The sequence below is a fragment of the Massilia sp. YIM B02763 genome, assembly GCF_030412015.1.
Taxonomy (GTDB): Bacteria; Pseudomonadota; Gammaproteobacteria; order Burkholderiales; family Burkholderiaceae_D; genus Telluria.
In genome coordinates this window covers 268323-293794 of record NZ_JASNRD010000003.1, presented here as the reverse complement: position 1 = coordinate 293794, position 25472 = coordinate 268323, and the positions used below count along the sequence as shown (strand labels likewise).

The 25472-nt window shown below is 66.5% G+C and carries 23 protein-coding genes; 12 read left to right on the top strand and 11 right to left on the bottom strand.

Annotated elements, in window-relative coordinates:
* Positions 1-36: 36 nt before the first annotated feature.
* Complete coding sequence (locus tag QPK32_RS06920; RefSeq protein WP_290412188.1) at positions 37-516, bottom strand: DUF1854 domain-containing protein; 480 nt, start codon at positions 514-516, stop codon at positions 37-39.
* On the bottom strand, positions 516-2798 hold the full coding sequence (locus QPK32_RS06915) for an ABC transporter ATP-binding protein (protein WP_290412047.1): 2283 nt from the start codon (positions 2796-2798) through the stop codon (positions 516-518). Before QPK32_RS06915 ends, QPK32_RS06920 begins: the two co-directional genes overlap by 1 nt.
* Before the next feature lie 332 nt (positions 2799-3130).
* Between QPK32_RS06915 and cphA (QPK32_RS06910) the strand changes: the two genes are divergently transcribed.
* The 6 genes from cphA (QPK32_RS06910) (at position 3131) to QPK32_RS06885 (ending at position 12642) form a co-directional block, all read left to right on the top strand.
* Complete coding sequence (gene cphA, locus QPK32_RS06910) at positions 3131-5308, top strand: cyanophycin synthetase (RefSeq protein ID WP_290412046.1); 2178 nt, start codon at positions 3131-3133, stop codon at positions 5306-5308.
* Between the two features lie 39 nt (positions 5309-5347).
* Positions 5348-7918, top strand: coding sequence for a cyanophycin synthetase (gene cphA, locus QPK32_RS06905; protein WP_290412045.1), 2571 nt, complete (start codon positions 5348-5350; stop codon positions 7916-7918).
* A 250-nt stretch (positions 7919-8168) separates the two neighbouring features.
* The gene (locus QPK32_RS06900) at positions 8169-8534 is read left to right on the top strand and encodes a hypothetical protein (protein WP_290412044.1); all 366 of its coding nucleotides are present in this window, start codon (positions 8169-8171) and stop codon (positions 8532-8534) included.
* A 73-nt stretch (positions 8535-8607) separates the two neighbouring features.
* Positions 8608-8811 (top strand): hypothetical protein, encoded by a 204-nt coding sequence (locus tag QPK32_RS06895; protein ID WP_290412043.1) that lies wholly within the window; start codon positions 8608-8610, stop codon positions 8809-8811.
* Between the two features lie 127 nt (positions 8812-8938).
* Positions 8939-11629, top strand: coding sequence for a DNA mismatch repair protein MutS (gene mutS, locus QPK32_RS06890; RefSeq protein ID WP_290412042.1), 2691 nt, complete (start codon positions 8939-8941; stop codon positions 11627-11629).
* Entirely contained in the window at positions 11629-12642 is a 1014-nt protein-coding gene (locus QPK32_RS06885; protein WP_290412041.1) for a hypothetical protein, read from the top strand. The genes mutS and QPK32_RS06885 overlap by 1 nt, the downstream gene beginning before the upstream one ends.
* A gap of 103 nt (positions 12643-12745) precedes the next feature.
* Here QPK32_RS06885 and QPK32_RS06880 read toward each other — a convergent pair whose 3' ends face one another.
* Positions 12746-13291 (bottom strand): peptidylprolyl isomerase, encoded by a 546-nt coding sequence (locus QPK32_RS06880; RefSeq protein ID WP_290412040.1) that lies wholly within the window; start codon positions 13289-13291, stop codon positions 12746-12748.
* 80 nt (positions 13292-13371) lie between these two features.
* Here QPK32_RS06880 and QPK32_RS06875 point away from each other — a divergent pair, with 80 nt between their 5' ends.
* The 3 genes from QPK32_RS06875 to QPK32_RS06865 all read left to right on the top strand — a co-directional run bounded on the left by QPK32_RS06875 (position 13372) and on the right by QPK32_RS06865 (position 15545).
* On the top strand, positions 13372-14493 hold the full coding sequence (locus QPK32_RS06875) for a cupin domain-containing protein (RefSeq protein ID WP_290412039.1): 1122 nt from the start codon (positions 13372-13374) through the stop codon (positions 14491-14493).
* Positions 14494-14508: 15 nt separating this feature from the next.
* Positions 14509-14988, top strand: coding sequence for a hypothetical protein (locus tag QPK32_RS06870; protein ID WP_290412038.1), 480 nt, complete (start codon positions 14509-14511; stop codon positions 14986-14988).
* A 275-nt stretch (positions 14989-15263) separates the two neighbouring features.
* The gene (locus tag QPK32_RS06865; RefSeq protein ID WP_290412037.1) at positions 15264-15545 is read left to right on the top strand and encodes a hypothetical protein; all 282 of its coding nucleotides are present in this window, start codon (positions 15264-15266) and stop codon (positions 15543-15545) included.
* Between the two features lie 287 nt (positions 15546-15832).
* Here the strand turns inward: QPK32_RS06865 and bamC are convergent, their stop codons facing one another.
* The 8 genes from bamC to QPK32_RS06825 all read right to left on the bottom strand — a co-directional run bounded on the left by bamC (position 15833) and on the right by QPK32_RS06825 (position 22993).
* A complete protein-coding gene (gene bamC, locus QPK32_RS06860; RefSeq protein ID WP_290412036.1) occupies positions 15833-16933 on the bottom strand; it encodes an outer membrane protein assembly factor BamC in 1101 nt (366 codons plus the stop codon).
* A 62-nt stretch (positions 16934-16995) separates the two neighbouring features.
* Complete coding sequence (gene dapA / locus QPK32_RS06855) at positions 16996-17889, bottom strand: 4-hydroxy-tetrahydrodipicolinate synthase (protein WP_290412035.1); 894 nt, start codon at positions 17887-17889, stop codon at positions 16996-16998.
* Between the two features lie 63 nt (positions 17890-17952).
* On the bottom strand, positions 17953-18522 hold the full coding sequence (locus QPK32_RS06850; protein WP_290412034.1) for a bifunctional 2-polyprenyl-6-hydroxyphenol methylase/3-demethylubiquinol 3-O-methyltransferase UbiG: 570 nt from the start codon (positions 18520-18522) through the stop codon (positions 17953-17955).
* 28 nt (positions 18523-18550) lie between these two features.
* Positions 18551-19210, bottom strand: a complete 660-nt coding sequence (locus QPK32_RS06845) for a site-2 protease family protein (protein WP_290412033.1) — start codon at positions 19208-19210, stop codon at positions 18551-18553.
* A 214-nt stretch (positions 19211-19424) separates the two neighbouring features.
* Positions 19425-20048, bottom strand: coding sequence for an L-threonylcarbamoyladenylate synthase (locus QPK32_RS06840; protein WP_290412032.1), 624 nt, complete (start codon positions 20046-20048; stop codon positions 19425-19427).
* Positions 20049-20063: 15 nt separating this feature from the next.
* Complete coding sequence (gene htpX / locus QPK32_RS06835) at positions 20064-20963, bottom strand: protease HtpX (RefSeq protein WP_290412031.1); 900 nt, start codon at positions 20961-20963, stop codon at positions 20064-20066.
* A gap of 146 nt (positions 20964-21109) precedes the next feature.
* Positions 21110-21943: a 3',5'-nucleoside bisphosphate phosphatase gene (locus QPK32_RS06830; RefSeq protein ID WP_290412030.1), complete on the bottom strand. Its 834-nt coding sequence runs from the start codon at positions 21941-21943 to the stop codon at positions 21110-21112.
* 171 nt (positions 21944-22114) lie between these two features.
* Positions 22115-22993: an alpha/beta fold hydrolase gene (locus tag QPK32_RS06825; protein WP_290412029.1), complete on the bottom strand. Its 879-nt coding sequence runs from the start codon at positions 22991-22993 to the stop codon at positions 22115-22117.
* A 167-nt stretch (positions 22994-23160) separates the two neighbouring features.
* On the opposite strand from QPK32_RS06825, the gene QPK32_RS06820 reads away from it, so the two are divergent.
* The 3 genes from QPK32_RS06820 to QPK32_RS06810 all read left to right on the top strand — a co-directional run bounded on the left by QPK32_RS06820 (position 23161) and on the right by QPK32_RS06810 (position 25354).
* Positions 23161-23685, top strand: coding sequence for a gamma carbonic anhydrase family protein (locus tag QPK32_RS06820; protein ID WP_290412028.1), 525 nt, complete (start codon positions 23161-23163; stop codon positions 23683-23685).
* A 4-nt stretch (positions 23686-23689) separates the two neighbouring features.
* The gene (gene hslO / locus QPK32_RS06815; protein ID WP_290412027.1) at positions 23690-24646 is read left to right on the top strand and encodes an Hsp33 family molecular chaperone HslO; all 957 of its coding nucleotides are present in this window, start codon (positions 23690-23692) and stop codon (positions 24644-24646) included.
* A gap of 225 nt (positions 24647-24871) precedes the next feature.
* Positions 24872-25354, top strand: a complete 483-nt coding sequence (locus tag QPK32_RS06810) for a Dps family protein (RefSeq protein WP_290412026.1) — start codon at positions 24872-24874, stop codon at positions 25352-25354.
* The last annotated feature ends 118 nt before the right edge of the window (positions 25355-25472 follow it).

Genomic DNA, 25472 nt, shown 5'->3' with positions numbered 1-25472 from the left:
ATGCATGGTGGACGGACGGTACGTCCGGCCGTGCGGCTACAGGAACCGGTCGAGAATCCTGCGGCTGTTCTTGTCCACCCCGAACATGTCGCGGATCAGGAAGTGGATGCCATGGCTGTCCGCGATCAGCAGGGAAAACGCGCCCAGCCGGCGGATGTCTTCCTCGCCCTTCAGGACGAATTCGGTGTCGCCGCGGTCCGTCTTCACATGCCATGTGCAGGGCGTGGCGAAGCTCGACACGCTCTTGATCGACAGGATCTCGGGCATGAATTCGCGGCCCTCGAGTTCTTCGAAGACGAGGGCGCGCAGGTCGGCCGGCAGGCTTTCCAGGTCGTCGATCCAGGCGACTTCCTTGCCGCCGTCGCGCACCAGCGAGATGCCACGCGTGGGGGCCTGGACGGGGAAGGAGCGCACCGGCATCACGCCGACGAATTCCTCGCCGGCGGCGTTGGTGAGCACCAGCTTGCCGAACGCGTCGCGGCGCAGCTGGAACGGGGCTTGAATCGTCGTCGTCATCATTCGTCTTCCTTGCCGTCCGGGTCCTGGTCCACGTTGCGCGCCTGCGCCTCGTACAGACGGTAGTAGGCGCCCTCTTGCGCCATCAGTTCGTCGTGGCTGCCCTCTTCCACCACCAGGCCGCGGTCGAGCACGACCAGGCGGTCGGCACGCTGCAGCGTCGACAGGCGGTGGGCGATGGCGATCGTCGTGCGGCCCTGCACCAGGTTGTCCAGCGCCTTCTGGATCTCCTTCTCGGTTTCCGAGTCGACCGAGGACGTGGCCTCGTCGAGGATCAGGATCGGCGGGTCGATCAGCAGCGCCCTGGCGATCGAGATGCGCTGGCGCTCGCCGCCGGACAGGCCCTGGCCGCGCTCGCCCACCATCGAATCGTAGCCCTGCGGCAGGCGCAGGATGAATTCGTGGGCATGCGCCGCGCGCGCCGCCGCGATGATGTCCTCGCGCGTCGCATCCGGCTTGCCGTAGGCGATGTTCTCGGCGATCGTGCCGAAGAACAGGAACGGCTCCTGCAGCACGAGGCCGATGTGGCGGCGGTAGTCGGCCACGGCGAAGCTGCGGATGTCCGTGCCGTCCAGCAGGATCGCGCCCTCGGCCACGTCGTAGAAGCGGCAGATCAGGTTGACCAGCGTGCTCTTGCCCGAGCCGGAATGGCCGACCAGGCCGACCATTTCGCCGGCCTTGATGTCCAGCGAGATGCCGCGGTTGACGGCGCGGTTGCCGTAGCGGAAACCGACTTCGCGCAGCGTGATGTTGCCGGCGACCTTGTCCACCTTGACGGGGTTGACGGGGTCCGGGACGCTCGACACGTGGTCGAGGATGTCGAAGATGCGCTTGGCGGCCGACGCCGATTTCTGCGTCACGGACACGATGCGGCTCATCGAATCGAGGCGCACGTAGAAGCGGCCGCTGTAGGCGATGAAGGACGCGAGCGTGCCGACGGTGATCTCGCCCTTGCTGATCTGCCAGATGCCGAAGCACCAGATCACGAGCAGGCCCAGTTCCGTCAGCAGCGAGACGGTCGGAGAGAACAGCGACCAGACCTTGTTCAGCTTGTCGTTGACGGCGAGGTTGTGCTTGTTCGCTTCGCGGAACCGCGCGGCTTCGCGCTTTTCCTGGGCAAAGGCCTTCACCACGCGGATTCCGGGGATGGTGTCGGCCAGCACGTTGGTCACTTCGCCCCAGACGCGGTCGATCTTCTCGAAGCCGGTGCGCAGCTTGTCGCGCACGATGTGGATCAGCCAGGCGATGATCGGCAGCGGCACGAGCGTCACCAGCGCCAGCTTGGCGTTGATACTGAAGAGGATCACACCCGTCATGATGATCATGAGGACGTCCGACAAAAAGTCCAGCAGGTGCAGCGACAGGAACACGCAGATGCGGTCCGAGCCGCTGCCGATGCGGCTCATCAGGTCGCCCGTGCGCTTGCCCCCGAAGAATTCCAGCGACAGGCGCAGCAGGTGCTCGTAGGTTTCCGAACGCATGTCGGCACCCATCCGCTCCGACACCAGGGCCAGGATGTATGTACGCCCCCAGCCCAGCGCCCAGGCCAGGATGGCCGAGCCGAACAGGCCGCCCATGTACATGTAGACGAGCGAGGTATCGATTTCCTTGCCGTTCTGATACGGGATCAGGACGTTATCCATCAGCGGCATCGTCAGGTAGGGCGGGATCAGGTGCGCGCCCGTGCTGGCCAGCAGCAGCAGGAAGCCGAGCAGCAGCTGGCCCTGGTAGGGCTTGGCGAAGCGCCACAGTCGGAACAGCGTCCAGGTCGACGGCGGGGTGTGCAGCACCTTGGTGCAGATGGCGCAATCTTCCTGGTCCGGATCGAGCGGGGCCTTGCAGCTGGGGCAGGTATGCTGTTCGGGCGGCTGCACGGCGATGCCGGTGCGGTGGCTTTCCAGCTGGTCGCGGAACTGGTCGACGACGCGGATGGCCTGCAGGTTCTGGCCCAGCGTGAAGCGCCAGGCGGCCAGCAGGCCTCCTTCGTCGACGAGTTCGAGGTGGCCGACGCCGGCATGGTCGTAATGACGCAGCGCCAGGCCCTCCCGGTAGGCCCAGTCGCGCCAGGCCGTGTCGCCGGGGGCGCGGGCCAGCAGGCGGCGGTCCGTCACGACGATCAAGCCCTTGGTGAAACGTAATTTCGCATCGAGGTCAACCTCGACGGTGGTTAGAACGTTTTCCCCTGGCGCAAGCTTTTTCTCGACGTCCGCCTGCCAGTGCTCAGGCAGGAAACTGGCAGCTACCGCCAGCGGCGCAGAGGGAACGAGTTGTTGAGTTGTCATGTGATGCCGCCCCGGAGGGCAAGGTTTCCATCTGAATATTATTGGGAATCGGGCTGCGGGAGGCAGATCTTGTACGTTGGAACGCAGCGGTAGGCGTTATGGTTGACAGCCGCGTGTGCCGGAGGGCCGTCGTAATTACGGTATTCTATCGGACAGGCGAGGCTGGTAATAAACGGTTCGGCACGATAAGCTTCGTTTCGGCAAGTATACAACATGTGCATTGTGGAAATATACACAGATACGCTGCAATTCGGCGATTTGTGCCACGATGCGCGAACATAGGCAAATGCCGTTGTGGCGGGAGAGTGGTCGCCGCGCGGCCAGATATATTCATGACGAATAAGAAAGACATCGACATTCTTCGCGTTACCCACCTGGGTGGACCGAACATCTGGACCTACCGTCCTGTCATCGAGACCTGGCTCGATCTCGGCGAACTCGAGGAATGTCCTTCCAACGCCCTGCCTGGCCTGTACGAACGCCTCACGGCCTGGCTGCCCGGCCTCATCGAACACCGCTGCGGCGTCGGCGAACGGGGCGGCTTCCTCGAGCGCCTGCGCGACGGCACCTGGTCCGGCCACGTCCTCGAGCACGTCGTGCTGGAGCTGCAGAACCTGGCCGGCATGAAGACGGGCTTCGGCAAGACCCGCTCCACGGCAGACCACGGCATCTACAAGATGGCGTTCCGCACGCGCGACGAGATCGTCGGCCGCGCCGCCCTGAAGGCCGGCCACGCGCTCTTGATGGCCGCCATCAACGACACCCCGTTCGACCTGAAGGCCGCCGTGTTCGAACTGACCGAACTGGTCGACCGCTACTGCCTGGGCCCGTCCACCGCGAACATCGTCGATGCCGCCACCGACCGCCGCATCCCCTCGCTGCGCCTGACCGACGGCAACCTGGTCCAGCTGGGCCACGGCGCCGCCCAGCGCCGCATCTGGACCGCCGAGACCGACCGCACCAGCGCCATCGCCGAGAGCATCGCGAGCGACAAGGACCTGACCAAGACCCTGCTGGCCTCCTGCGGCGTGCCCGTGCCGGAAGGCAGCGTGGTGCGCAGCGCCGAAGCGGCGTGGGAAGAAGCCCAGGACATCGGCCTGCCCGTCGTGATCAAGCCCGTCGACGCCAACCACGGCCGCGGCGTGTCGCTGAACCTGATGACCGAGGCCGACGTCCACGCGGCCTACAAGATCGCGTCCGACGAGGGCGATTCCTATTCCGTCCTGGTCGAGCGCTTCGTCACCGGCAACGAGCACCGCCTGCTGGTCGTCGGCCAGAAGGTCGTGGCGGCCGCGCGCGGCGAATCCGTGTGGGTGACGGGCGACGGCGTCTCGACCGTCATCGCGCTGTGCGACAGCCAGATCAACACGGACCCGCGCCGCGGCGAAGCCGAGGAATTCCCGCTCAGCCCCGTGCTGCCGGCCCAGAGCGAGGAAAACCAGCTGCAGCTCAAGCGCCAGGGCCTGACCCCGACGTCCGTGCCGGCGGCCGGCCAGAAGGTGCTGATCCAGGTGAACGGCAACGTCGCCGACGACGTCACGGACCTCGTGCACCCTGACGTGGCCTACATGGCCGCCCTGGCCGCGCGCGTTGTGGGCCTGGACATCGCCGGGATCGACCTCGTGGCCGAGGACATCTCGCGCCCGCTCGACGAGCAGCGCGGCGCCATCATCGAAGTCAACGCCAGCCCGGGCCTGCTGGCCCACATCAAGCCCGCGTCGGGCGAGCCGCGCAACGTCGGCAAGCACATCGTCGAGCACCTGTTCGCGGAAGGCGAAACGGGCCGCATCCCGCTGGTGGGCGTGACCGGCACCACGGACGCCGCGCTGGCCGCGCGTTTGGTCGGCACCGTGCTGCACCACGCGGGCAAGCACGTGGGCGTGGCCAACCGCGAAGGCCTGTTCCTGGACGGCCGCCAGGTCGACGCGCTCGACGGCACCCGTTTCGAGGCCGGCCAGCGCGTGCTGATCAACCGCACCGTGCAGGCGGGCGTGTTCGAATCGAACGCGCGCTCGATCCTGACCGAGGGCCTGCCCTACGACCGCTGCCTGGTCGGCATCGTCACCGACATGGGCGACGTGGCGGACGTGCAGGACCTGTACATCCGCGACGAGGATGCGCTGTACAACGTGGTGCGCAGCCAGGTCGACGTCGTGCTGTCCGACGGCGCCGCTGTCCTCCATGCCGGCGACGAGCGCACGGCCGAACTGGCCGAACTCTCGGACGGCGCCGTGCTGTTCTACGCGCTGGACGAAGCCAACTCCGTGCTGGCCGCGCACCGCGCCGAAGGCGGCCGCGTCGCCTTCGTGCGCGACGGCCACATCGTGCTGGCCGACGGAGAACGCGAAACCCGCCTGCTGGGACTGGACAAGCTCAAGCCCGCCGTGGCCGCCCAGCCGGGCGCCGTGCTGGCCGCCGCTTGCGCCGGCTGGGCGCTGGACGTGCCCGCCGACCTGATCTGCTCGGGCCTGCGCACCTTCGACCCGGCGGCGAAAAAAGCCAAGCACTGAGCCAAGCACAGACAGATACGAACAAAGGATCATAGGTTTATGGAAGTATCACGCGTACGGGCCCTGCGCGGCCCCAATCTCTGGAGCCACCACACGTCGGTGGAGGCGGTCGTTTCCTGCACGCCCGAGGAAGAGTCGATCAGCGCCCTGGCGGGCTTCGAGACGCGCCTGCGCGCCCTGTTCCCGGAGATCTGGCCGCTGCAGCCGACCGGTCACGACGACACGATTCCGCTGGCCCAGGTGCTGGAAGTGGCGGCCCTGGCCCTGCAGGCGCAGGCCGGTTGCCCCGTCACCTTCAGCCGTTCCACCGCCACCGTGGAACCGGGCATCTACCAGGTCGTCGTCGAATACTCCGAGGAAGACGTGGGCCGCCTGGCCCTGAAACTGGCCGAGCAGCTGTGCATCGCCGCGCGCGACGACCAGCCGTTCGACCTCGAAGCGGCGCTCACGCAGCTGCGCGACCTCGACGAGGACGTGCGCCTGGGCCCGTCCACCGGCTCCATCGTGCAGGCCGCCGTGGTGCGCGGCATCCCGTTCCGCCGCCTGACCGAAGGCAGCATGGTGCAATTCGGCTGGGGCAGCCGCCAGCGCCGCATCCAGGCCGCCGAGATCGACGCCACCGGCGCCATCGCCGAATCGATCGCGCAGGACAAGGAACTGACCAAGAAGCTGCTGCACGCGGCCGGCGTGCCGGTGCCGCTGGGCCGCTCGGTCTCCGACCCGGACGACGCCTGGGCCGCCGCGCTGGAAGTCGGCCTGCCCGTCGTGATCAAGCCGAAGGACGGCAACCAGGGCAAGGGCGTGACCGTCAACGTCACCACGCGCGAACAGCTGGACGCGGGCTTCGCCGCCGCCTCCGAGTTCCGCGAAGACATCATGGTCGAAAAATACCTGCCGGGCCACGACTACCGCCTGCTCGTCATCGGCAACAAGCTGATCGCCGCCGCGCGCCGCGATCCGCCGCACGTGGTCGGCGACGGCAAGCACACGGTGCGCCAGCTGGTCGAGGAGGTCAACAAGGACCCGCGCCGCGGCAGCGGCCACGGCACGGCATTGACCAAGATCCGCTTCGACGACATCGCCCTCGCCTCGCTGGCGAAACAGGGCCTGAACGCGGATTCCGTGCCGCCGAAGGGCCAGCGCGTCACGCTGCGCAACAACGCCAACCTGTCGACGGGCGGCTCGGCCACCGACGTCACCGACGACGTCCACCCGGACGTGGCGGCGCGCTGCATCGCCGCCGCCCACATGGTGGGCCTGGACATCTGCGGCGTCGACCTGGTGTGCGACAGCGTGCTGAAACCGATCGAGGAACAGCATGGCGGCATCGTCGAGGTGAACGCCGCGCCGGGCCTGCGCATGCACATCTCCCCGTCGTTCGGCAAGGGCCGCGCGGTGGGCGAGGCGATCATGGACACGCTGTACGCCCCGGGCGACGACGGCCGCATCCCGGTCGTCGCCGTCACGGGCACCAACGGCAAGACCACCACCGTGCGCCTGATCGCGCACCTGCTGGCCAGCTCCGGCCTGCGCACCGGCATGACCAATACGGACGGCGTCTACATCCAGGGCCGCCGCATCGACAGCGGCGACTGCAGCGGTCCGCGCAGCGCCCGCAACGTGCTGATGCACCCGGACGTCGACGCCGCCGTGTTCGAGACGGCGCGCGGCGGCATGCTGCGCGAAGGCCTCGCCTTCGACCGCTGCCAGGTCGCCGTGGTGACCAATATCGGCGCCGGCGACCACCTGGGCCTGAACTACATCACGACGCTGGAAGACCTGGCGGTCCTGAAGCGCGTGATCGTGCAGAACGTGGCGCCGGGCGGCATGGCCGTGCTGAACGCGGCCGACCCGATCGTGGCCGCCATGGCCGAGAACACCCGCGGCGACGTGACCTACTTCGCCCAGGACTGCTCGCTGCCGCTGATGCAGAAGCACCGCGCCGCCGGCCGCCGCATCGTCTACGTCGACAACGGCGACCTGGTCGCCGTGCAGGGCGGGTTCGAGGAGCGCGTGGCGCTGACGGAAGTGCCCATCACCCGCGGCGGCGTGGTCGGCTTCCAGGTCGAGAACACGCTGGCCGCCGTGGCCGCCGCCTGGGCCACGGGCATCGCGTGGGACGCGATCCGCCTGGGCCTGAAGACCTTCGTCGGCGAGAGCGACAACGCGCCGGGCCGCTTCAACGTGTTCGACTACAAGGGCGCCACCATCATCGCCGACTACGGCCACAACCCGGACGCGATCCAGGCCCTCGTGAACGCCGTCGAATCGATGCCGGCCAAGCGCCGCTCGGTGGTCATCTCCGGCGCCGGCGACCGCCGCGACGAGGACATCCGCGACCAGACCCGCATCCTCGGCAAGGCCTTCGACGACGTGCTGCTGTACGAAGACCAGTGCCAGCGCGGCCGCACCGAGGGCGAAGTCGTCGCGCTGCTGCGCGAAGGCCTGGCCGGCGCCACCCGCACCAGCCACATCGACGAGATCAAGGGCGAGTTCGTCGCCATCGACAAGGCGCTGGAGCGGCTGCAGCCAGGCGATTTGTCGCTGATCCTGATCGACCAGGTCGACGAGGCGCTGGCGCATATCGCCAAGCGCGTGGCCGAGGCATAAGGGCTCGGCCTGTTCCACCGACAAGGGCGCTGCGGCGCCCTTTGTCGTAGCTGGAACAAAAATCAAACCGAATCAAAGGATTAGTGGAAATTTTCCTGCCGAACGGTAGATTAGCTGGACAATGGCGGGCGGCCGACACTACGTTAGCCAGCGAACGTGGCTGCCCCGACTTCTGACATAGTATGGAGAATCGCGCCGCCGTGCAGAGCGACGGCACGCCGCCAGCATGCCATCAGACAACGGTGCGACCATGACCCTCGACCAGCACACGCAGCCCCCTTCCGACGATCCGGCACCGGAGATGCCGTTCCGGCGCCTGCTGTACCGGTTCCTCTTCTTCGACTGGCTGTTCCGCGACGTCAGCGCCGCCCGCGACCGCATCGAGCGCCACGCCGCCCGCCAGCACAACCGCAAGATGAGCCGCTACCTGCCCGTCTACCTGCGCCGCTGGTCCTTCCTGACCGCCTTCGACTTCGCGCTGGGCGTACTGTTCGAGAAAGTGCTGCAGGCGGGCCTGCTGTCGGCGTGGTTCTTCACCTGGTCGTGCGTGACCCTGACGGGGATGGTGGTGATCACGGTGGCCTGGCTCATCCTGAACCATGCACGGCTGTCATGATCGGCTTGAGATGGTTTAATTAATCAAACGAACAAATGCGGGAAGATTTCCTCTCAGACCATGGAGGAAACGCATGACGTTCTTGTATATACCGGATCACGGCGTGCCCCAGCGGGCCCTGGGTGAGCGGAGGGTCGACCGCGAGACGGCGGCGACGATCGACGCTGTTCTGCGCGTGCCGGGCCCCAGGGCGGCCGCCCATGCGCTGGCCCGCCACAATATCGATGTGATGACGGCGGTGCGCCTGGTGGCTTCGCCGCAACGACGGCGGGAGTAGCCGCACCGCGCCGCACCGCGTGCATGTGCCGGCGATCGATACGGCCGGGCTGCCCCGGCGGCCATCGATCGCGGTAAAATGGCGTCCCTGGCAAGACCTTTCTTCCTTGCCTACTCGAATCGACCACATGAACGTCCCACGCGAAATCAGTGCCGACGCGGCGAAACGCCTCGCGACCGAAAAGCACACGCCCATGATGCAGCAATACCTGCGCATCAAGGCCGACTACCCCACCATGCTCGTCTTCTACCGCATGGGCGACTTCTACGAGCTGTTCTACGAAGACGCGGAAAAGGCCTCGCGCATCCTGGGCATCACGCTGACGGCACGCGGCGCCTCGGGCGGCAATCCGATCAAGATGGCGGGCGTGCCGTTCCACTCGCTGGATCCCTACCTCGCCAAGCTCGTCAAGCTGGGCGAGTCGTGCGCGATCTGCGAGCAGATCGGCGATCCGGCCCTGTCGAAAGGTCCCGTGGAGCGCAAGGTCGTGCGCGTCGTCACGCCGGGCACGCTGACGGATTCGGACCTGCTGCCGGAAAAGGCCGAGCGTCCGCTGCTGGCCGTGTGCACCGTCGCCAACCGCAAGGTCGTCACGACGGGCCTGGCCTGGCTGTCGCTGGCCAGCGGTGCGCTGCGCCTGATGGAATTCGCGGGCGATGCGCGCGTGGCCGCCACCCGCCTCGTGCAGGAACTCGAACGCATCGCGCCGGCCGAGGTGCTGCGCGCGGATGCCGATGCGGACATGTTCGAAGCCAGCCCCGTCGGCCATACGGCGCGCGTGCCCGAGTGGCATTTCGACGTCGTCCACGGCCACAAATCGCTGCTGGACCAGCTGGGCGTCGCGACCTTGTCCGGCTTCGGCGCGGACGGCATGGGCGCCGCGTTCGGCGCGGCCGGCGCGCTGCTGCGCTATGCCCAGTCGACGCAGGGACGCGGTCTGCAGCACGTGAAGAGCCTGTCGGTGGAATCGGAGAGCGAATTCATCGGCCTGGACGCCGCCACGCGCCGCAACCTGGAGCTGACGGAGACCATCCGCGGCCACGAGTCGCCCACGCTGTTCTCGCTGCTGGACGGCTGCCGCACGGCGATGGGCTCGCGCCTGCTGCGCCACTGGATCCACCACGCGAAGCGCGACCAGTCCGTGGCCCGTTCGCGCCACGAGGCGATCGGCGCGCTGGCATTGAACGAAGCGGCGCACGATTTGGCCGCGACGCTGACCCACGTGCCGGACGTCGAGCGCATCACCACGCGCATCGCGCTGCAGACGGCGCGTCCGCGCGACCTGGCCAGCCTGCGCGACGGCCTGAAGCAGCTGCCGGCCCTGCGCGAGCAGGTGGCGCGCTGCTTCATCCCGGGCGACTCCTGCCTGCTGCGCGACATCCACGACGCCCTGGCCGTCCCCGAAGACTGCCTGGACCTGCTGGTGCGCGCCGTCGCCGAGGAACCGGCGGCCATGGTGCGCGACGGCGGCGTGTTCGCGCGCGGCTTCGATGCGGAGCTGGACGAACTGCGCGCGCTGTCCGAGAACGCGGGCCAGTTCCTCGTCGACCTGGAGACGCGCGAGCGCGCCCGCACCGGCATCGCCAACCTGCGCGTCGAGTACAACCGGGTGCACGGCTTCTATATCGAGGTGACGAACGGCCAGGCCGACAAGGTGCCGGAAGACTACCGCCGCCGCCAGACGCTGAAGAACTGCGAGCGCTACATCACGCCGGAACTGAAGGCCTTCGAGGACAAGGCCCTGTCCGCGCAGGACCGCGCGCTGGCGCGCGAAAAGCTGCTGTACGAACTGCTGCTGGGCGACCTGGCGCCGCACATCGGCTGCCTGCAGCGCATCGCCGCGGGCATCGCCCAGATCGATGCGCTGGCCGCGCTCACGGGCCACGCCGTGCGCAACAACTGGTGCGCGCCGCAGCTGGTGCAGGATCCTTGCTTGACCATCGTCGAGGGCCGCCATCCGGTGGTCGAACAGCAGATCGAGCGCTTCATCGCCAACGACTGCGTACTGTCGAACGACCGGCGCCTGCTGCTGATCACCGGTCCGAACATGGGCGGCAAATCGACCTTCATGCGCCAGGTCGCCCTGATCACGCTACTGGCCTACATCGGCAGCTACGTGCCGGCGGCCAGCGCGACGATCGGCCCGATCGACCGCATCTTCACCCGCATCGGCGCCTCCGACGACCTGGCCAACGGCCGCTCGACCTTCATGGTCGAGATGACGGAATCGGCCACCATCCTGAACGGCGCCACCGAGCACTCGCTGGTGCTGATGGACGAAGTGGGCCGCGGCACGTCCACCTTCGACGGCCTGGCGCTGGCATGGGCGATCGCGCGCCACCTGATCGACGCGAGCCGCAGCTTCACCTTGTTCGCCACCCACTATTTCGAACTGACCCAGCTGCCGGAAGCGCATCCGAGCGCCGTCAACGTGCACCTGTCGGCCGTCGAGCACAAGGACAGCATCGTGTTCCTGCACGCCGTGCAGGACGGCCCGGCCTCGCAGAGCTACGGCCTGCAGGTGGCCCAGCTGGCCGGTGTGCCGCCGGCCGTGATCCGCGCCGCGCGCAAGCACCTGGCGCGGCTGGAATCGCAGGCGCTCGACGCGACGCCGCAGCTCGACTTGTTCGCGCCGGCACAAGCAGACGATGCGGCGGACGATGCGGTGGACGCGGACGGCGCCGCCCCGGCCGTGGCGCCAGCCGGCATCGCCCCCTCCCCCGCGCTCGCGCTGCTGGACGACATCGATCCGGATGCCTTGACACCGCGCGAGGCGCTCGAGCGCCTGTACGAACTCAAGCGCCTGGCCGCCGGCTGATGCGCAAGCGCCGCCCGTTCGTCCGACTGTCCGCCCTCCTGGGCGCGGCCCTGCTCGCCGCCGGCGCGTTCGCCGCCGGCGACGGCAAGCAGGACGACCATGGATCGGCGCACCGCTTTGCCATCATCGGCCACGGCGCGGCGGACGGCGGCGACAAGCGCCTGAAAGAGGCGCTCGGCGACAACGACGGCAAGGACGTGGCCTTCCTCGTCCTCACCGGCATCAAGGGGGCGGCCGAACCCTGCAGCGACAAGCTGTACCAGCAGCGGCGCGAACTGGTCGACGCGGCGCGCCGCCCCGTCGTGGTGCTGCCGGCCGGCAGCGACTGGACCGAATGCCGCAACAGCGCCGGCCGCACGAACGCGATCGAACGCCTGAACCGCATCCGCGAGCTGTACTACGGCGAGCCGTCGGCGCTGGGCGCGCACAAGCTGTCGCTGACGCGCCTGTCGACGAGCCCGCGTTTTCGCAGCTATGCGGAAAACGCCCACTGGTCGGTGGGCAAGGTGCTATACGCCACCGTCAACATGCCGGCGGATAACAACCACTACCTGACGGCGGCCGGCCGCAACAGCGAATACGAGGACCGCCTGGTGGCCAACCGCTTCTGGCTGAACCGCCTGTTCACCATCGCCAGGCGCGACAAGCTGGAAGCGCTGGTGCTGTTTTCGGAAGGCGATCTGAAAGCCTTCTCCCAGCCGACCGGCCTGCGCGCCCTGCTGCGCAGCGCGCTGCCGGAAAACGACGGCTTCGCCGAGACGCGGCGGCAGGTGCTGACGCTGGCGCAAAAATTCCGCGGCAAGGTACTGCTGGTCGACAGCGGGCGGATCGCCAAGGGCGTGAAGCCGGCGATCGAGTGGCAGGGCAACGTGGGGCACCTGTCGGTGGGGGCGCAGGCGGTCGAGGTGGCGGTCGATCCGGCGAACCGGGTGCTGTTCAAGGTCGACAAGGGGACGGGTGGCAAGAAGGAAGACCATCCGAAGGCGGAAAGCCAGAAAACAGGCAAGAAGTAACCCCGTCGCCCCTGCGCAGGCAGGGGCCCAATCTCGCGTCAATGCTCGGAAATCGGGTCCCTGCCTGCGCAGGGACGACGTTGTTAGTGTTCCGTACTACGTATTACTGCAGCGGCTGGCTACGGAAATGGTCGCCCGGCTCGCTGTCCTCGATCTCGTCGTGCGCATGGCCGTGGTGGCCGTGGGCGCCGTGCACGTGGCCGTGGGCCACTTCTTCCGCGGTCGCTTCGCGCACGTCGATCACCGACAGTTCGAAGCGCAGTGCCATGCCGGCCAGCGGGTGGTTGCCGTCGAGCACGACCTTGTCGTCCGCCACGTCGGTCACGGTGAAGATCACCGGCTCGTCGTCGCCGCCTTCGGCCACGCCTTCGAACTGCATGCCGACTTCGATCGGTTCCGGCAGGCGCTTGCGGTCCTCGACCTTCACCAGGTTCGGGTCGTAGTCGCCGAACGCATCGTCCGGCTCGATCTGGATGGTCGACGTGTAGCCCACATCCTTGCCGTCCAGCTCTTCTTCGATCTTCGGCAGCGTGTTCTCGTAACCACCGTGCAGGTAGACCATCGGCTGGGCGCCGTCTTCGATCAGGTTGTTCTGGGCGTCGGACAACTTGTAGTTCACCGACACAACCGTGTTCTTGGCAATCTTCATTGCGCTTCCTTTCGTGGGTAAGGGTCCGATTATACCCCCATCACCGTTTTTCCCCGCCCCGCCCATGGGTATAATGGCGCATGCAAAAACTTCAGCTCCTCGGGAACATTACTCCCGCCCAGTTCCTGCGGGATTACTGGCACAAGAAACCGCTCCTGATCCGCCAGGCGATCCCCAATTTCAAGCCGCTGCTCAAGTTCGAGAAACTCGCCGAACTGGCCCGGCAGAACCACGTCGAATCCCGCCTCGTCACCCTGGCCGATGGGCAGTGGGACATGCAGCACGGTCCGCTGACCGAACTGCCCCCGCGCACCCAGCGCGAATGGACGATGCTGGTGCAAGGCATCAACCTGCACGAGCCGAAGGCGGATGCGCTGCTGCGCCAGTTCCGCTTCGCGCCGGATGCGCGACTGGACGACCTCATGGTCAGCTTCGCCACCGACGGCGGCGGCGTCGGCCCGCATTTCGATTCCTACGACGTGTTCCTGCTGCAGGCGCAGGGCAAGCGGCGCTGGCGCATCGGCGCGCAGCAGGACCTGACGCTGGTCGAGGGCGTGCCGCTGAAGATCCTGGCGAACTTCGAACCGGAAGAAGAGTTCGTGCTGGAGCCGGGCGACATGCTGTACCTGCCGCCGCATTACGCCCACGACGGCGTGGCCGAAGGCGAGTGCATGACCTATTCGATCGGTTTCCGCTCGCCGTCGTTCCAGGAACTGGGCGAAGCCTTCCTGCAATTCATGGCCGACTCGATCGACCTGCCGGGCCGTTATGCCGATCCGCAGCTGACGCCGGCCAAGAACCCGGCCGAGATCCCGCGCGACATGCTCGCCACCGTCACGGAAGAGCTCAACAAGGTGCGCTGGGACGAGGAAGACGTCACCATCTTCCTGGGCGAATACCTGTCCGAACCGAAGCACAACGTGTTCTTCACCCCCGTCGCCAAGCCGCTGACGGTGGGCCGCTTCATGGAACAGGCGGCCAAGCGCGGCCTGAAACTGTCGCCCAAGACGCTGATGCTGTACCGCGGCAAGAACGTGTTCATCAACGGCGAGTCGTTCGCCGTCGGCCGCGCCGACAAGGTCGTGCTGGACGTGCTGGCCAACGAGCGCGGCCTGGACGGCGCCATGCTCGACCAGGCCTCGGACGACGTGCTGGACGCGCTGTACACCTGGTACTCGGACGGCTGGCTCGAACTGGGCTGACGGGACGGGTCGGACATGGTCGAGCCGGCGATCCAGCGTTTCGACACCCGCGCCGCGTTCCAGGCGCACCTGCGCGCGGCATTCGCCCAGGCGCGCGCCACGCTCGACCTGTTCGATCCCGATGGCGCGCTGTTCCTGCTCGGCACGGCGGATGCCGATGCCGAACTGCGCCGCTTCCTGCGCGGCGGCGGCCAGCTGCGCGTGGCCGTCCATTCCAGCGGATGGCTGGAACGCGAGGCTCCCCGCTTCGTCCGCCTGCTGCACGATTTTTCGCATGCGGTCGCGTGCCGGACGACGCCGCGCCACCTGCGCGAGCTGAGCGACTCCTTCTGCATCGCCGACGACCTGCACGTCGTGCGCCGCTTCCACAGTGCCCATCTGCGGGGCGAAGCGGCCTTTGACGCACCTCAAGAAACCGAAGTTCCACGCGCCCGTTTTACGGCGATCTGGAGCGAGTCGCTGCCCGGTTTGCAGGCGTCCACGACGGGTCTCTGAAGACAGCGTTTTTGCCATTTTTCCTATGAAAAACAGCGCCCTGACAGGCGGTCACATCTTGTAACAATATGAAGCTTGGGCGTTCCGGCAATAGTTACAGCTTGACACGAGTTTTCTATTGCGATTCAGTAAATTTGGCTATAATATCGCGCTAGGAAGGTTCCCGTTGTCTGTAGGCACTTTTTCAAAGTATAAATAGCTACGAGAATTCCTGACGAGCGATAATTACCGGTAATTATTCATCGCACCACCTTTTGAATATTAAGGAAAAAACCATGAAAAAATCTCTGCTGATCGTTTCCCTGCTGGCTGTTGCTCTGGCTGCTTGCTCGAAGAAAGAAGAAGCCGCTCCGGCCGCTCCGGCTGCTGAAACCGCTGCTCCGGCTGCTCCGGCTGCCGACACCACCGCTGCTCCGGTCGCTCCGGCTGCTGACGCAACCGCCCCGGCCGCTCCGGCTGCCGCTGACGCTGCTGCTTCGGCCGCTTCGGCTGCCGCTTCGGCTGCTTCGGCTGCTGCTGACGCCGCTTCGGCTGCTGCTGCTCCGGCAACCAAGTAATTCGACTCCGGTCGAAAAAGAAACCGGCCTTCGGGCCGGTTTTTTTTCGTCCAGAGGTCGAATTACGTAGGGTGGACGGGTTCCCCGTCCACGCGTTCAAGCAACCTATGAGCGGCCGCACCGCGATGTCGAGCAGCGCATGGGCGGCCGCACGGCAATGTCGAGCAGCGTGAGCGGCCGCACGGCAATTCAAACCGGGGTTGAACGCGTGGACGGCAGAGCCGTCCACCCTACCAATAAAAAAACCGGCCTCACGGGCCGGTTTTTCGTATGAAGCAACAGCGAGATTATTTCAGCTCGTCCGCCAGCAGCTTCAGGATCTTGGCGCCAGTCGGCGACGTTTCCGGCTTGCCGTCGTTGGTCTGGACGGTCACGTCGCTGGTGGTCGCGCCCTGCACGGCCGAGACGAGCACGCGGTACTTCTGCGCTTCCTTGTTCTTGTCCTCGTTGCCGAACAGCTTGCTGAAGAAGCCTTCCTTCTTGACCGCGTCCGGATCGACGTAGCGTACGAAATAGATGCCCTGCACGCGGTCGCGGTCTTCCACGGTGAAGCCGACACGGTCCAGCGCCAGGCCGACGCGGCGCCAGGCGCGGTCGAAGCCTTCGTCGACGACGACCTTGTTGCCTTCCAGCTTGGCGTGCTGCGCTTCCATCGGCGCATTGGCGACGAAGGCGCTGGCTTCCTTGACCTTGGTGCCGGTCAGCTGGGCCATCAGGCGGCTCAGGAATTCGGCTTCCAGTTCCGGATCGTTCGGACGGGCGGTCCAGGTGGTCGATTCGTTCTGCTGGCCGACCAGCACTTCCTCGGCGCCGCGGTGGCTGATGTAGACCTCGGTCGAGCCGTCCGCACGGCGTTCCAGGCGGGTGCGGAACTTGTCGCGCTCGCCCGTCGAGTAGGCCGAGTCGAACACCTTGCCGATGGTGCGGCGGATGAAGTCCTGCGGAATCTTGGCGCGGTTCTCGGCCCAGTTGGTTTCCATGATGCCGGTCTGCTGCGACTCGGTTTCCACCGTGAAGCCGGAGTTGGCCCAGAATTCCTGCAGCTGCGGCCACAGCTGCTCCGGCGTCTGCTTGACCACGAGCCAGCGCTGGTTGCCCTGGCGCTCGATGCGCACGGCATCGGTCGACACCTGGCCGACCTGCTCGCTGGCCGCCGGCAGGCCCGGCGCCTGGGCGCTGTGCTGCTGCTGGTAGCCGGAGGCGGTGGCGACGCCGCGGCCATCCGGCACGGCGTAGCGGTTATCCTTCTGGAGCTGGGTCAGGTCGGGCGGGATGTCCAGCGGGGCGGCCTTCTTCGCGGCCTTGTAATCCACTTTGTCCGATTCGAACACGGTCGTGCACGCTGCCAGGGCGAGTGCCATGGCGGTCAGCGCCACGGTGCGGGTCATAGTCTTGCGATTGGTCATATGTTAAAGCGGGTAAGGCAGATCCAGGGTCCGAAGACCGTTCATCAAAGGACGCCGGCTTCGCGCAGCGCGGCGCGGACCGTGTCGTGGTATTGCGCGGACAGCGGCGCCAGCGGCAGGCGCAGTCCGGCCGGCATCTTGCCCATCTCGGCCAGCGCCCATTTCACCGGCACCGGATTCGGTTCGATGAACAGCTTGCCGTGCAGCGCCAGCACGCGGTTGTTGATCTCGGTGGCGCGGCCGATCTGGCCCGCCATCGCCGCCTCGCACAGTTCGTGCATGGCGCGCGGCGCCACGTTGGCCGTCACCGAGATATTGCCGGCGCCGCCGCAGAACATCAGCGCGATCGCGGTCGCGTCGTCGCCCGAGTACACGCCGAACGGCTTGTTGCCGGCGAAGGAACGGTCGACTTCGCGCAGCAGCTCGATGCCGCGGCCGATATTGCCGGTCGCATCCTTGATGCCGACGATATTGTCGATCGGCGCCAGGCGCAGCACCGTCTCGTTGCTCATGTCGGCCACGGTACGGCCCGGCACGTTGTACAGGATCACCGGCAGGTCGACCGCTTCCGCGATCGCCTTGAAGTGGCGGTACATGCCTTCCTGGGTCGGCCGGTTGTAGTACGGGACCACCTGCAGGGTGGCGTCGGCGCCCACGTCCTTGGCATGACGGGTCAGCGCGATCGCTTCCGCAGTGGAATTGCCGCCGGTACCGGCGATCACCGGGATGCGGCCGGCCACGTGCTCGACCGCCAGCTTGACCAGTTCGCAGTGTTCCTCCGGGCTGACGGTGGCCGATTCGCCGGTGGTGCCGACGATGACGATGCCGTCCGTGCCTTCCGCGACGTGCCAGTCGATCAGTTTGCGCAGGGTGTCCCTGTCCAGACTGCCGTCCTCGAACATCGGAGTGACGAGTGCTACTATGCTGCCCTTAATCATATCTCTGGACCGTGCCGTTAATAAATAAAAATTGGATTGTAGCGGATAGCCCGCGGTTATGGTTCATTCCGCGCCAGATAAATGGTCGAGCCGGGCCGTCGCCGGGTCGAAGCCCTGGCCCACGGCGCACAGGCGCTGCAGGCGCGCCGGACGCGGTCCTTGCACCACCCCATCCTCGAACGCGACGACGCGCAGGCCGCCCCGTCCGGCCAGGCCGAGCAGCTCGCCCGGCATGAGCAGGAAGTCCGGATTCGACGGCTTGCCGAAGGTTTCGTTCCCGCGCGCGAAGGTTTCGTAGATCAGCACGCCGTCCGGCGCCAGCGAGGCCGCCAGCGCGCCGAACAGCGGACGGTGCAGGTAGTTGGTGACGACGATGCCGGCCAGGCTGCGCGGCGCGAACGGCCACGGGTTGCCGGGGGCCTCGACGTCGTACTCGACGGGTTCGATGTTCTCGCCGGCCGCGGCGGCCAGGGCCTCGCGGTCGCGGTCGAGGGCGATCACGACGTGGCCCAGCGACGCCAGCAGGCGCGCGTGGCGGCCGCTGCCGCAGGCCAGGTCGAGCACTTCGCCCTGCCGGATGAGCGGGGCCCAGCGCCGCACCCAGGGGGATGCGTCTTCGAAACGATGGTTCATGGTGGTATCCCGATGCGAACGGTGCCGCTCAGTTGCCGCCCACCAGGGCCAGCAGCGGCATGGCCAGCAGCCGCAGCCCGATGCCGGCCACCGTCTCGACGAAGAACAGCCAGTAGGTGACGACCTTCAGCAGGATCAGCGCCAGCAGGATCAGGAAGCCGTACGGCTCCAGGCGCGCGTACTGGTAGGCGGCCTTGTGCGGCAGCAGGCTGAACACGACGCGGCCGCCGTCCATCGACGGGATCGGCAGCAGGTTGAACGCCATCAGCCACAGATTGGTTTTGATGCCGGCGCTGGCCACGAGGTTCGGAAAATCTTCCTGGACGTCGAACACGTGCAGGCAGATCGCCAGCAGCATCCACAGGAAGGCCATCAGGAAGTTGGCGCCCGGACCGGCCAGCGCCACGAAGGCCATGTCGCGCTTCGGGTGCTTCATCTGGCCGTAGTTCAGCGGCAGCGGCTTGGCATAGCCGAACACGAAGCTCGTCATCAGATACATGACGGCGGGAATGACGACGGTACCGATGGGATCGATGTGGGCCAGCGGATTCAGGGTGGTCCGGCCGGCGGCGTGGGCGGTGTTGTCTCCGAGGCGGCGGGCGACGAATGCCTGGGCGGCATCGTGCATCGTGATCGCAAAGAGGACGGGAAGTGCGTAGACCGCTAGGTTGCGTATGAGTTCATCCATTCTGCGATTCTATCAGAGGGCGTGGTCGGGACAGCCAGAAGTGGTAAGTAAAAGCAACTAAAGAGCCATGTCGTTCCCGCGCAGGCGGGAACCCATGCTGAGCAACCGGATTCGCTATGTCAAGGATGCCACTATCGTCCGGCAGGTCGACTTCGGCATATCAGCATGGATTCCCGCCTTCGCGGGAATGACGGTGTAGTTTACATATCGCGACTTACAGCCCGAACACGGCCGGATCCCCCCGCCCCTCGCGCAGCAGCGCCGGCTCGGGCCCCGTCAGGTCGACGATGGTGGTGGGCTCCAGCGTGCCGGCGCCGCCGTCGATCACCAGCTCGATCTGCTTGCCCAGGCGCTCCTGCACTTCCTCGGGGTCGGACAGCATGTGGTCGTCGCCGGGTAGCTGCAGCGTGGTGCCGATCAGCGGTTCGCCCACTTCGTCCAGCAGCGCCAGCAGGATCGTGTTTTCCGGCACGCGGATGCCGATCGTCTTGCGCTGCGGGTGCGACAGGCGGCGCGGCAGCTCGCGCGTCGCCTCCAGGATGATCGTGAACGGCCCCGGCGTGACGGCCTTCAGCTGGCGGTACTGCTGGTTGTCGACGCGCGCGTACTGGGCGATCTCGGACAGGTCGCGCACCAGCAGCGTCAGGTGGTGCTTCTCGTCGACGCCGCGGATGCGGCGCAGCCGCTCGACCGCCGCCTTGTCGTCGAGGCGGCACACGAGGGCATACGCGGAATCGGTGGGGGCGGCGACGATGCCGCCCGACTGGATGATCTGGGCCGCCTGGCGCAGCAGGCGCGGTTGGGGATTCTCGGGGTGGATCTCGAAATATTGGCTCATCGTGTGGGCAAGCGCTCAACGCGCGTAATTGGTCTGGCGCAGCGCCTGCAGCGCCGCGATGCGTTCTTCCATCGGCGGGTGCGAGGCGAACAGCGCGCCCCAGCCGCCACCGCCGCCGGCAATGCCGGAAGCGGCCATCGATTGCGGCAAGCCGCCCGGCTGCATGCCGCCCAGGCGCGCCAGCGCATGCTGCATCGGCACGGGGCTGCCCAGCAGCCGTGCCGAGCCGGCGTCGGCGCGGAACTCGCGCTGGCGCGAGAACCAGGCCACGATGATCGAGGCCACGAGGCCGAACACGATCTCGCAGACGAACACGGTGATCATGTAGCCGAAGCCGGGACCGCGGTCGTCCTCGCCCTTGCGGAACAGCATATTGTCGACGAAGAAGCCGACCACGCGCGCGAGGAACACGACGAAGGTGTTCACGACGCCCTGGATCAGCGTCAGCGTGACCATGTCGCCGTTGGCGACGTGGGCGACCTCGTGGCCCAGCACGGCCTCGACCTCGTCGCGGTTCATGTTGGCGAGCAGCCCCGTGGACACGGCCACCAGCGCGGAATTCTTGAAGGCGCCGGTGGCGAAGGCATTCGGTTCGCCCTCGTACACGGCCACTTCCGGCATGCCGATGCCGGCCCGCTCGGCCAGCGCGCGCACCGTGTTCACCAGCCACAGCTCGCTCGCATTGGCCGGCTGGTCGATGACGCGCGCTCCCGTGGACCACTTGGCCATGGGTTTGCTCATCAACAGGGAAATGATCGCGCCGGTGAAGCCAACGACCAGCGAGAACACCAGCAAGGCGGGCACGTTGATGCCGGCGCCGCTCACGGGACGGGCGACGCCCAGCACGTTCAGCACGACCGACAGCACGAGCACCACCGCGAGGTTGGTGGCGAGGAACAGGACGATGCGTTTCATGGCGGCGAACCTCCGGACGGATACTGCTTATCAGACCGTCAAGATAAGGCCATGATGGATGAAATTCAAGCGATGATCGGCTTCGTTAAGACAGCTCTAAGCGCCAGACCGTCGCCCCTGCGAAGGCAGGGGCCCAGGCTCGCTCCCTAGAACCAGTCGTGCCAGACGGGCTTGAGGCCCGCCGGCAGCGGCGGCAGCTTGTCGAATTCGACGCGCGCTTCCCCCGGCGCATGGAAATCCGTGCCGCGCGAGGCCAGAAAGCCGTAGCGGCGCGCCTTTTCGGCATAGATCGCGTACTGGTCCGGCGTGTGGCTGCCCGTGACGACCTCGATCGCGTTGCCGCCCAGCTGGCGGAATTCGTCGAACAGCGCGCCCTCCGCCGTCTCGTCGAAGCGGTAGCGGCCCGGGTGGGCGATCACGGGGATGCCGCCGGCGGCGCGGATCCAGCCCATCGCATCGGCCAGCGTGGCCCAGCGGTGCGGCACGTAGCCGGGCCGGCCCTCGGTGAGGAATTTGCGGAACACTTCGGACGTCGTGCCGCAGGCGCCGATTTCGCACAGGTAGCGCGCGAAGTGGGTGCGCGACAGCAGGTCCGGATTGCCCACGTACTTGACGGCGCCCTCGTAGGCATTCGGGATGCCGGCGCGCTCGAGCTGCGCGGCGATCTCGCGGCCGCGCGCATCGCGTCCCGCGCGGGTCGCGGCCAGCCCCCGGTTCAGGATGGCGTTGTCCTCGTCGACCTGCAGGCCGACCAGGTGTACCGTCTCGTTCGCCCAGGTGATCGAGATCTCGACGCCGGCCACGAAGCGCATGCCCAGCTCCAGCGCCCGGGCCCGCGCGGCCTTGATGCCGCCGACCTCGTCGTGGTCGGTCAGCGCCCAGGCATCGACGCCGCCCTTGCGCGCGTAGGCGGCCACGGCGGCGGGCGCAAGCACGCCGTCGGAAACGTTGGAATGGCAGTGAAGGTCGACTTTGAGCATGGCTACCATTGTACGCGGAACGCAAAAACCGCGAACGGCTTACCAAATACGCAACGGCAAGCCGACCGGCAGGGTGGACGGCTTCGCCGTCCACGCGTCCGACCAGAGCGTGATGCACGGCGATGCCTGCCCGGATTGAACGCGTGGACGGCAAGCCGTCCACCCTACCCGTCAGGCAGCGAGAAAATCCTCGATCATGCGCGCCAGCCGTTCCGGCTGGTCATGGTGCAGCATATGCCCCGCGTCCGGCATCATATGCGGCGTCACGTCCTGCAGCATGCCCAGGCGCCGGTCGATTTCCGCGCGCGCCTGTTCCTTCGGTCCCATCCAGCGCCACATGTCCGTGTGCTCGGCCTCGACCCACAGCACGGGCGCGGCGATGCGGCGCCAGCAGGCGAGCACTTCCTCGGCTTGGTACAGCAGCGGGTTCGTCATCTTGTGCGCGGGGTCGCCCAGGATTTCCCACAGGCCGTCCGCGTTTTGCGCCGCCCAATGCCCGGCGAGGAAGGCGGCGCGGGCGTTGGACAGGCGCGGATTGGTCTTCTGCAGGCGCGCCGCCACCTCGCCCAGGTCGGCGTAGCCCCGCATCGCCGGCGGTGTGCGCAACTCGTCCAGCCACTTGGCATAGCGCCCGGGCGCCTGCTCCGGCCTGGTCGCCGGCAGGCCGAAGCCTTCCAGGTTGATCAGGCGCGCGATGCGCTGCGGGCGCACGCCCGCATACAGGCTGACGATATTGCCGCCCATGCTGTGGCCGAGCAGGTCGACCGGGGCGTCCGGCGAATAATGGTCGAGGATGGCCTCCAGGTCGGCGAGGTAGTCCGGATACCAGTAGGTGTCCGTGCCGGAACGGTCGGACAGGCCGAAGCCGCGCCAGTCAGGGGCGATCACATGCCAGTCGCCCGCCAGCGCGTCGACGACGAACTGGAACGACGCCGACATGTCCATCCAGCCGTGCGCCATGAACAGCTTCGGCGCGCCCTCCTCTCCCCAATGGCGCACGTGCAGGCGCAGGCCGCGGACGGGTAGGAATTCGGAACGGGACGGTCTCATGGCGCTTCCTGTGCTGGCTAAAATAGTACGGTCGTTCGGATCTTTTGGGATTATAAGCGCAAAGCTTGAATTCCCGCAGCGAGGCCCCATCTTCGCCGTCTGCCGATGGATGCGGACGCGAGGGCGTAAAATAGCGGTATTCCAACCTTTCTTCCGCGAGCACATCCATGGCGATTTACCAGCTGGGCGAACATGCGCCCGAGATCGATGCATCGGCCTACGTCGCCGAGTCGGCCAACCTGATCGGCAAGGTGACGCTCGAGGCGAATGCCTCGGTGTGGTTCGGTGCCACGCTGCGCGGCGACAACGAGCGCATCACGATCGGCGAAAACAGCAATGTGCAGGAAGGCACCGTGATGCATACGGACATGGGCTTTCCACTCGTGCTCGGCAAGAACGTCACCGTCGGCCACCAGGCGATGCTGCACGGCTGCACCATCGGCGACGGCACGCTGGTGGGCATCCAGGCCGTGGTGCTGAACGGCGCAAGGATCGGCAAGGGTTGCCTCATCGGGGCCGGCGCCCTGGTCACGGAAGGCAAGGAATTCCCGGACAACTCGCTGATCCTGGGCAGCCCGGCCAAGGTCGCGCGCACCCTGACGGCGGAAGACCTGGGCAAACTGGAAAGCATTGCGGCCGGCTATGTCGAGCGCGGCCACCGCTACAAGGCGGAACTCAAGAAAATCGGATAAAAGAATGACGACTGATACCAGCAAGGACACTCTGCAAAAATTCATCTTCGACAACGCCGCCGTGCGCGGCGAGCTGGTCGAGATTTCCAACGCGTGGCGCGAGATCCAGTCGCGCCACGACTACCCGAAGGCGGTGCGCTCCCTGCTGGGCGAGATGGTCGCCGCGGCCGCGCTGCTGTCGGCCAACCTGAAGTTCAACGGCTCGATCGTCATGCAGATCCATGGCGACGGCCCGGTGAAACTGCTGGTGGTCGACTGCGACGCCGACCTGCACCTGCGCGCCACCGCCAAGCTGCGCGACGGCGCCGTCGTGGCCGACGATGCCAAGGTCGAGGAACTGCTGAACGCCGGCGGCCAGGGCCGCTTCGTGATCACGCTCGACCCGCAGGACAAGGTGCCGGGCCAGCAACCGTACCAGGGCGTGGTGCCGCTGGTGGGCGAGGACATCGCCACCATCATCGAGAACTACATGCTGCGCTCGGAACAGATGGACACCAAGCTGTGGCTGGCGGCGGACGACCAGGTCGCGCGCGGCCTGCTGCTGCAGAAGCTGCCGCGCAACAGCAATATCGAAGGCCAGGTCGCGCAGGCCAGCGAGGAAGAAGACGCCGAGACCTGGAACCGCGCCGTGATGCTGGGCCAGACGCTGAAGCAGGAAGAACTGCTGTCGACCGACGTGGAAACCCTGCTCAAGCGCCTGTTCTGGGAAGAGACGATCCGCGTGTTCGACCCGCTGCATCCGGAATTCCACTGCACCTGCTCGCGCGAGAAGGTCGGCAACATGCTGAAGATGCTGGGCAGGGAAGAAGTCGAATCCGCCCTGCACGACCTGGGCGAGCTGGGCATCAACTGCGACTTCTGCGGCAAGCACTACGGCTTCGACGCCGTCGACTGCGCGCAGCTCTTCGCCAGCGAGACCGCGGCGGATGCGGTGGCGCCGGCGTCGGACGTCAAGCACTGACCGGTCGCCGCTGGCATGGTGGGCACGTGGTGCCCACCCTACGGGCGGAATAGCGCAGGGTGGGCATTACATGCCCACCTTTTTTTTCGCCGAACGCCGCGCCATCGAAAAACCCTATCTTATGCATTGGTAATATAAACAGCATCACTTTACCAACAATGTTAAGCTGTTATTCATCGACGCAGCGTTTCTGCTGTGGATTAACAAAGCTATGGAGAACATAAGATGAACATCAATATCGGCATTACCACCGAAGACCGCGCAAAGATCGCCGACGCCCTGTCGCACGTGCTGGCAGACAGCTACATGCTGTACCTGAAGACCCATAACTTCCACTGGAACGTGACGGGCCCGATGTTCCAGACCCTGCACACGACCTTCCAGGACCAGTACACCGAACTGTGGAACGCGCTGGACGACATCGCCGAGCGCATCCGCGCGCTGGGCCACTTCGCACCGGGCACCTATGCCCGCTTCGTGGAACTGTCGTCGATCAAGGAAGAAGCCGGCGTGCCGAACGCCCAGGAAATGATCCGCCAGCTGGTCGACGGCCAGGAAGCGCTGATCCGCACCGTACGCAGCGCCTTCAGCATCGCCGATGCCGCCAACGACCAGCCGAGCGCCGGCATGCTGAGCGACCGCATGGAAATCCATGAAAAGAACGCGTGGATGCTGCGTTCCTTCCTGGAGAACGGCCAGTCGGCGTAATCCGTACAGCCAGACAATGTCGTCCCTGCGCAGGCAGGGACCCAAGTTCTGTCCGCGTCATTGCAACGCATGCAAAATTGGGTCCCTGCCTGCGCAGGGACGACTCCGTTTACGCCGT

Bases quoted from the DNA above. Each gene is read 5' to 3' on its own strand.
- QPK32_RS06920 (WP_290412188.1), bottom strand. From the start codon at position 516: ATGACGACGACGATTCAAGCCCCGTTCCAGCTGCGCCGCGACGCGTTC.
- QPK32_RS06915 (WP_290412047.1), bottom strand. From the start codon at position 2,798: ATGACAACTCAACAACTCGTTCCCTCTGCGCCGCTGGCGGTAGCTGCC.
- cphA (WP_290412046.1), top strand. From the start codon at position 3,131: ATGACGAATAAGAAAGACATCGACATTCTTCGCGTTACCCACCTGGGT.
- cphA (WP_290412045.1), top strand. From the start codon at position 5,348: ATGGAAGTATCACGCGTACGGGCCCTGCGCGGCCCCAATCTCTGGAGC.
- QPK32_RS06900 (WP_290412044.1), top strand. From the start codon at position 8,169: ATGACCCTCGACCAGCACACGCAGCCCCCTTCCGACGATCCGGCACCG.
- QPK32_RS06895 (WP_290412043.1), top strand. From the start codon at position 8,608: ATGACGTTCTTGTATATACCGGATCACGGCGTGCCCCAGCGGGCCCTG.
- mutS (WP_290412042.1), top strand. From the start codon at position 8,939: ATGAACGTCCCACGCGAAATCAGTGCCGACGCGGCGAAACGCCTCGCG.
- QPK32_RS06885 (WP_290412041.1), top strand. From the start codon at position 11,629: ATGCGCAAGCGCCGCCCGTTCGTCCGACTGTCCGCCCTCCTGGGCGCG.
- QPK32_RS06880 (WP_290412040.1), bottom strand. From the start codon at position 13,291: ATGAAGATTGCCAAGAACACGGTTGTGTCGGTGAACTACAAGTTGTCC.
- QPK32_RS06875 (WP_290412039.1), top strand. From the start codon at position 13,372: ATGCAAAAACTTCAGCTCCTCGGGAACATTACTCCCGCCCAGTTCCTG.
- QPK32_RS06870 (WP_290412038.1), top strand. From the start codon at position 14,509: ATGGTCGAGCCGGCGATCCAGCGTTTCGACACCCGCGCCGCGTTCCAG.
- QPK32_RS06865 (WP_290412037.1), top strand. From the start codon at position 15,264: ATGAAAAAATCTCTGCTGATCGTTTCCCTGCTGGCTGTTGCTCTGGCT.
- bamC (WP_290412036.1), bottom strand. From the start codon at position 16,933: ATGACCCGCACCGTGGCGCTGACCGCCATGGCACTCGCCCTGGCAGCG.
- dapA (WP_290412035.1), bottom strand. From the start codon at position 17,889: ATGATTAAGGGCAGCATAGTAGCACTCGTCACTCCGATGTTCGAGGAC.
- QPK32_RS06850 (WP_290412034.1), bottom strand. From the start codon at position 18,522: ATGAACCATCGTTTCGAAGACGCATCCCCCTGGGTGCGGCGCTGGGCC.
- QPK32_RS06845 (WP_290412033.1), bottom strand. From the start codon at position 19,210: ATGGATGAACTCATACGCAACCTAGCGGTCTACGCACTTCCCGTCCTC.
- QPK32_RS06840 (WP_290412032.1), bottom strand. From the start codon at position 20,048: ATGAGCCAATATTTCGAGATCCACCCCGAGAATCCCCAACCGCGCCTG.
- htpX (WP_290412031.1), bottom strand. From the start codon at position 20,963: ATGAAACGCATCGTCCTGTTCCTCGCCACCAACCTCGCGGTGGTGCTC.
- QPK32_RS06830 (WP_290412030.1), bottom strand. From the start codon at position 21,943: ATGCTCAAAGTCGACCTTCACTGCCATTCCAACGTTTCCGACGGCGTG.
- QPK32_RS06825 (WP_290412029.1), bottom strand. From the start codon at position 22,993: ATGAGACCGTCCCGTTCCGAATTCCTACCCGTCCGCGGCCTGCGCCTG.
- QPK32_RS06820 (WP_290412028.1), top strand. From the start codon at position 23,161: ATGGCGATTTACCAGCTGGGCGAACATGCGCCCGAGATCGATGCATCG.
- hslO (WP_290412027.1), top strand. From the start codon at position 23,690: ATGACGACTGATACCAGCAAGGACACTCTGCAAAAATTCATCTTCGAC.
- QPK32_RS06810 (WP_290412026.1), top strand. From the start codon at position 24,872: ATGAACATCAATATCGGCATTACCACCGAAGACCGCGCAAAGATCGCC.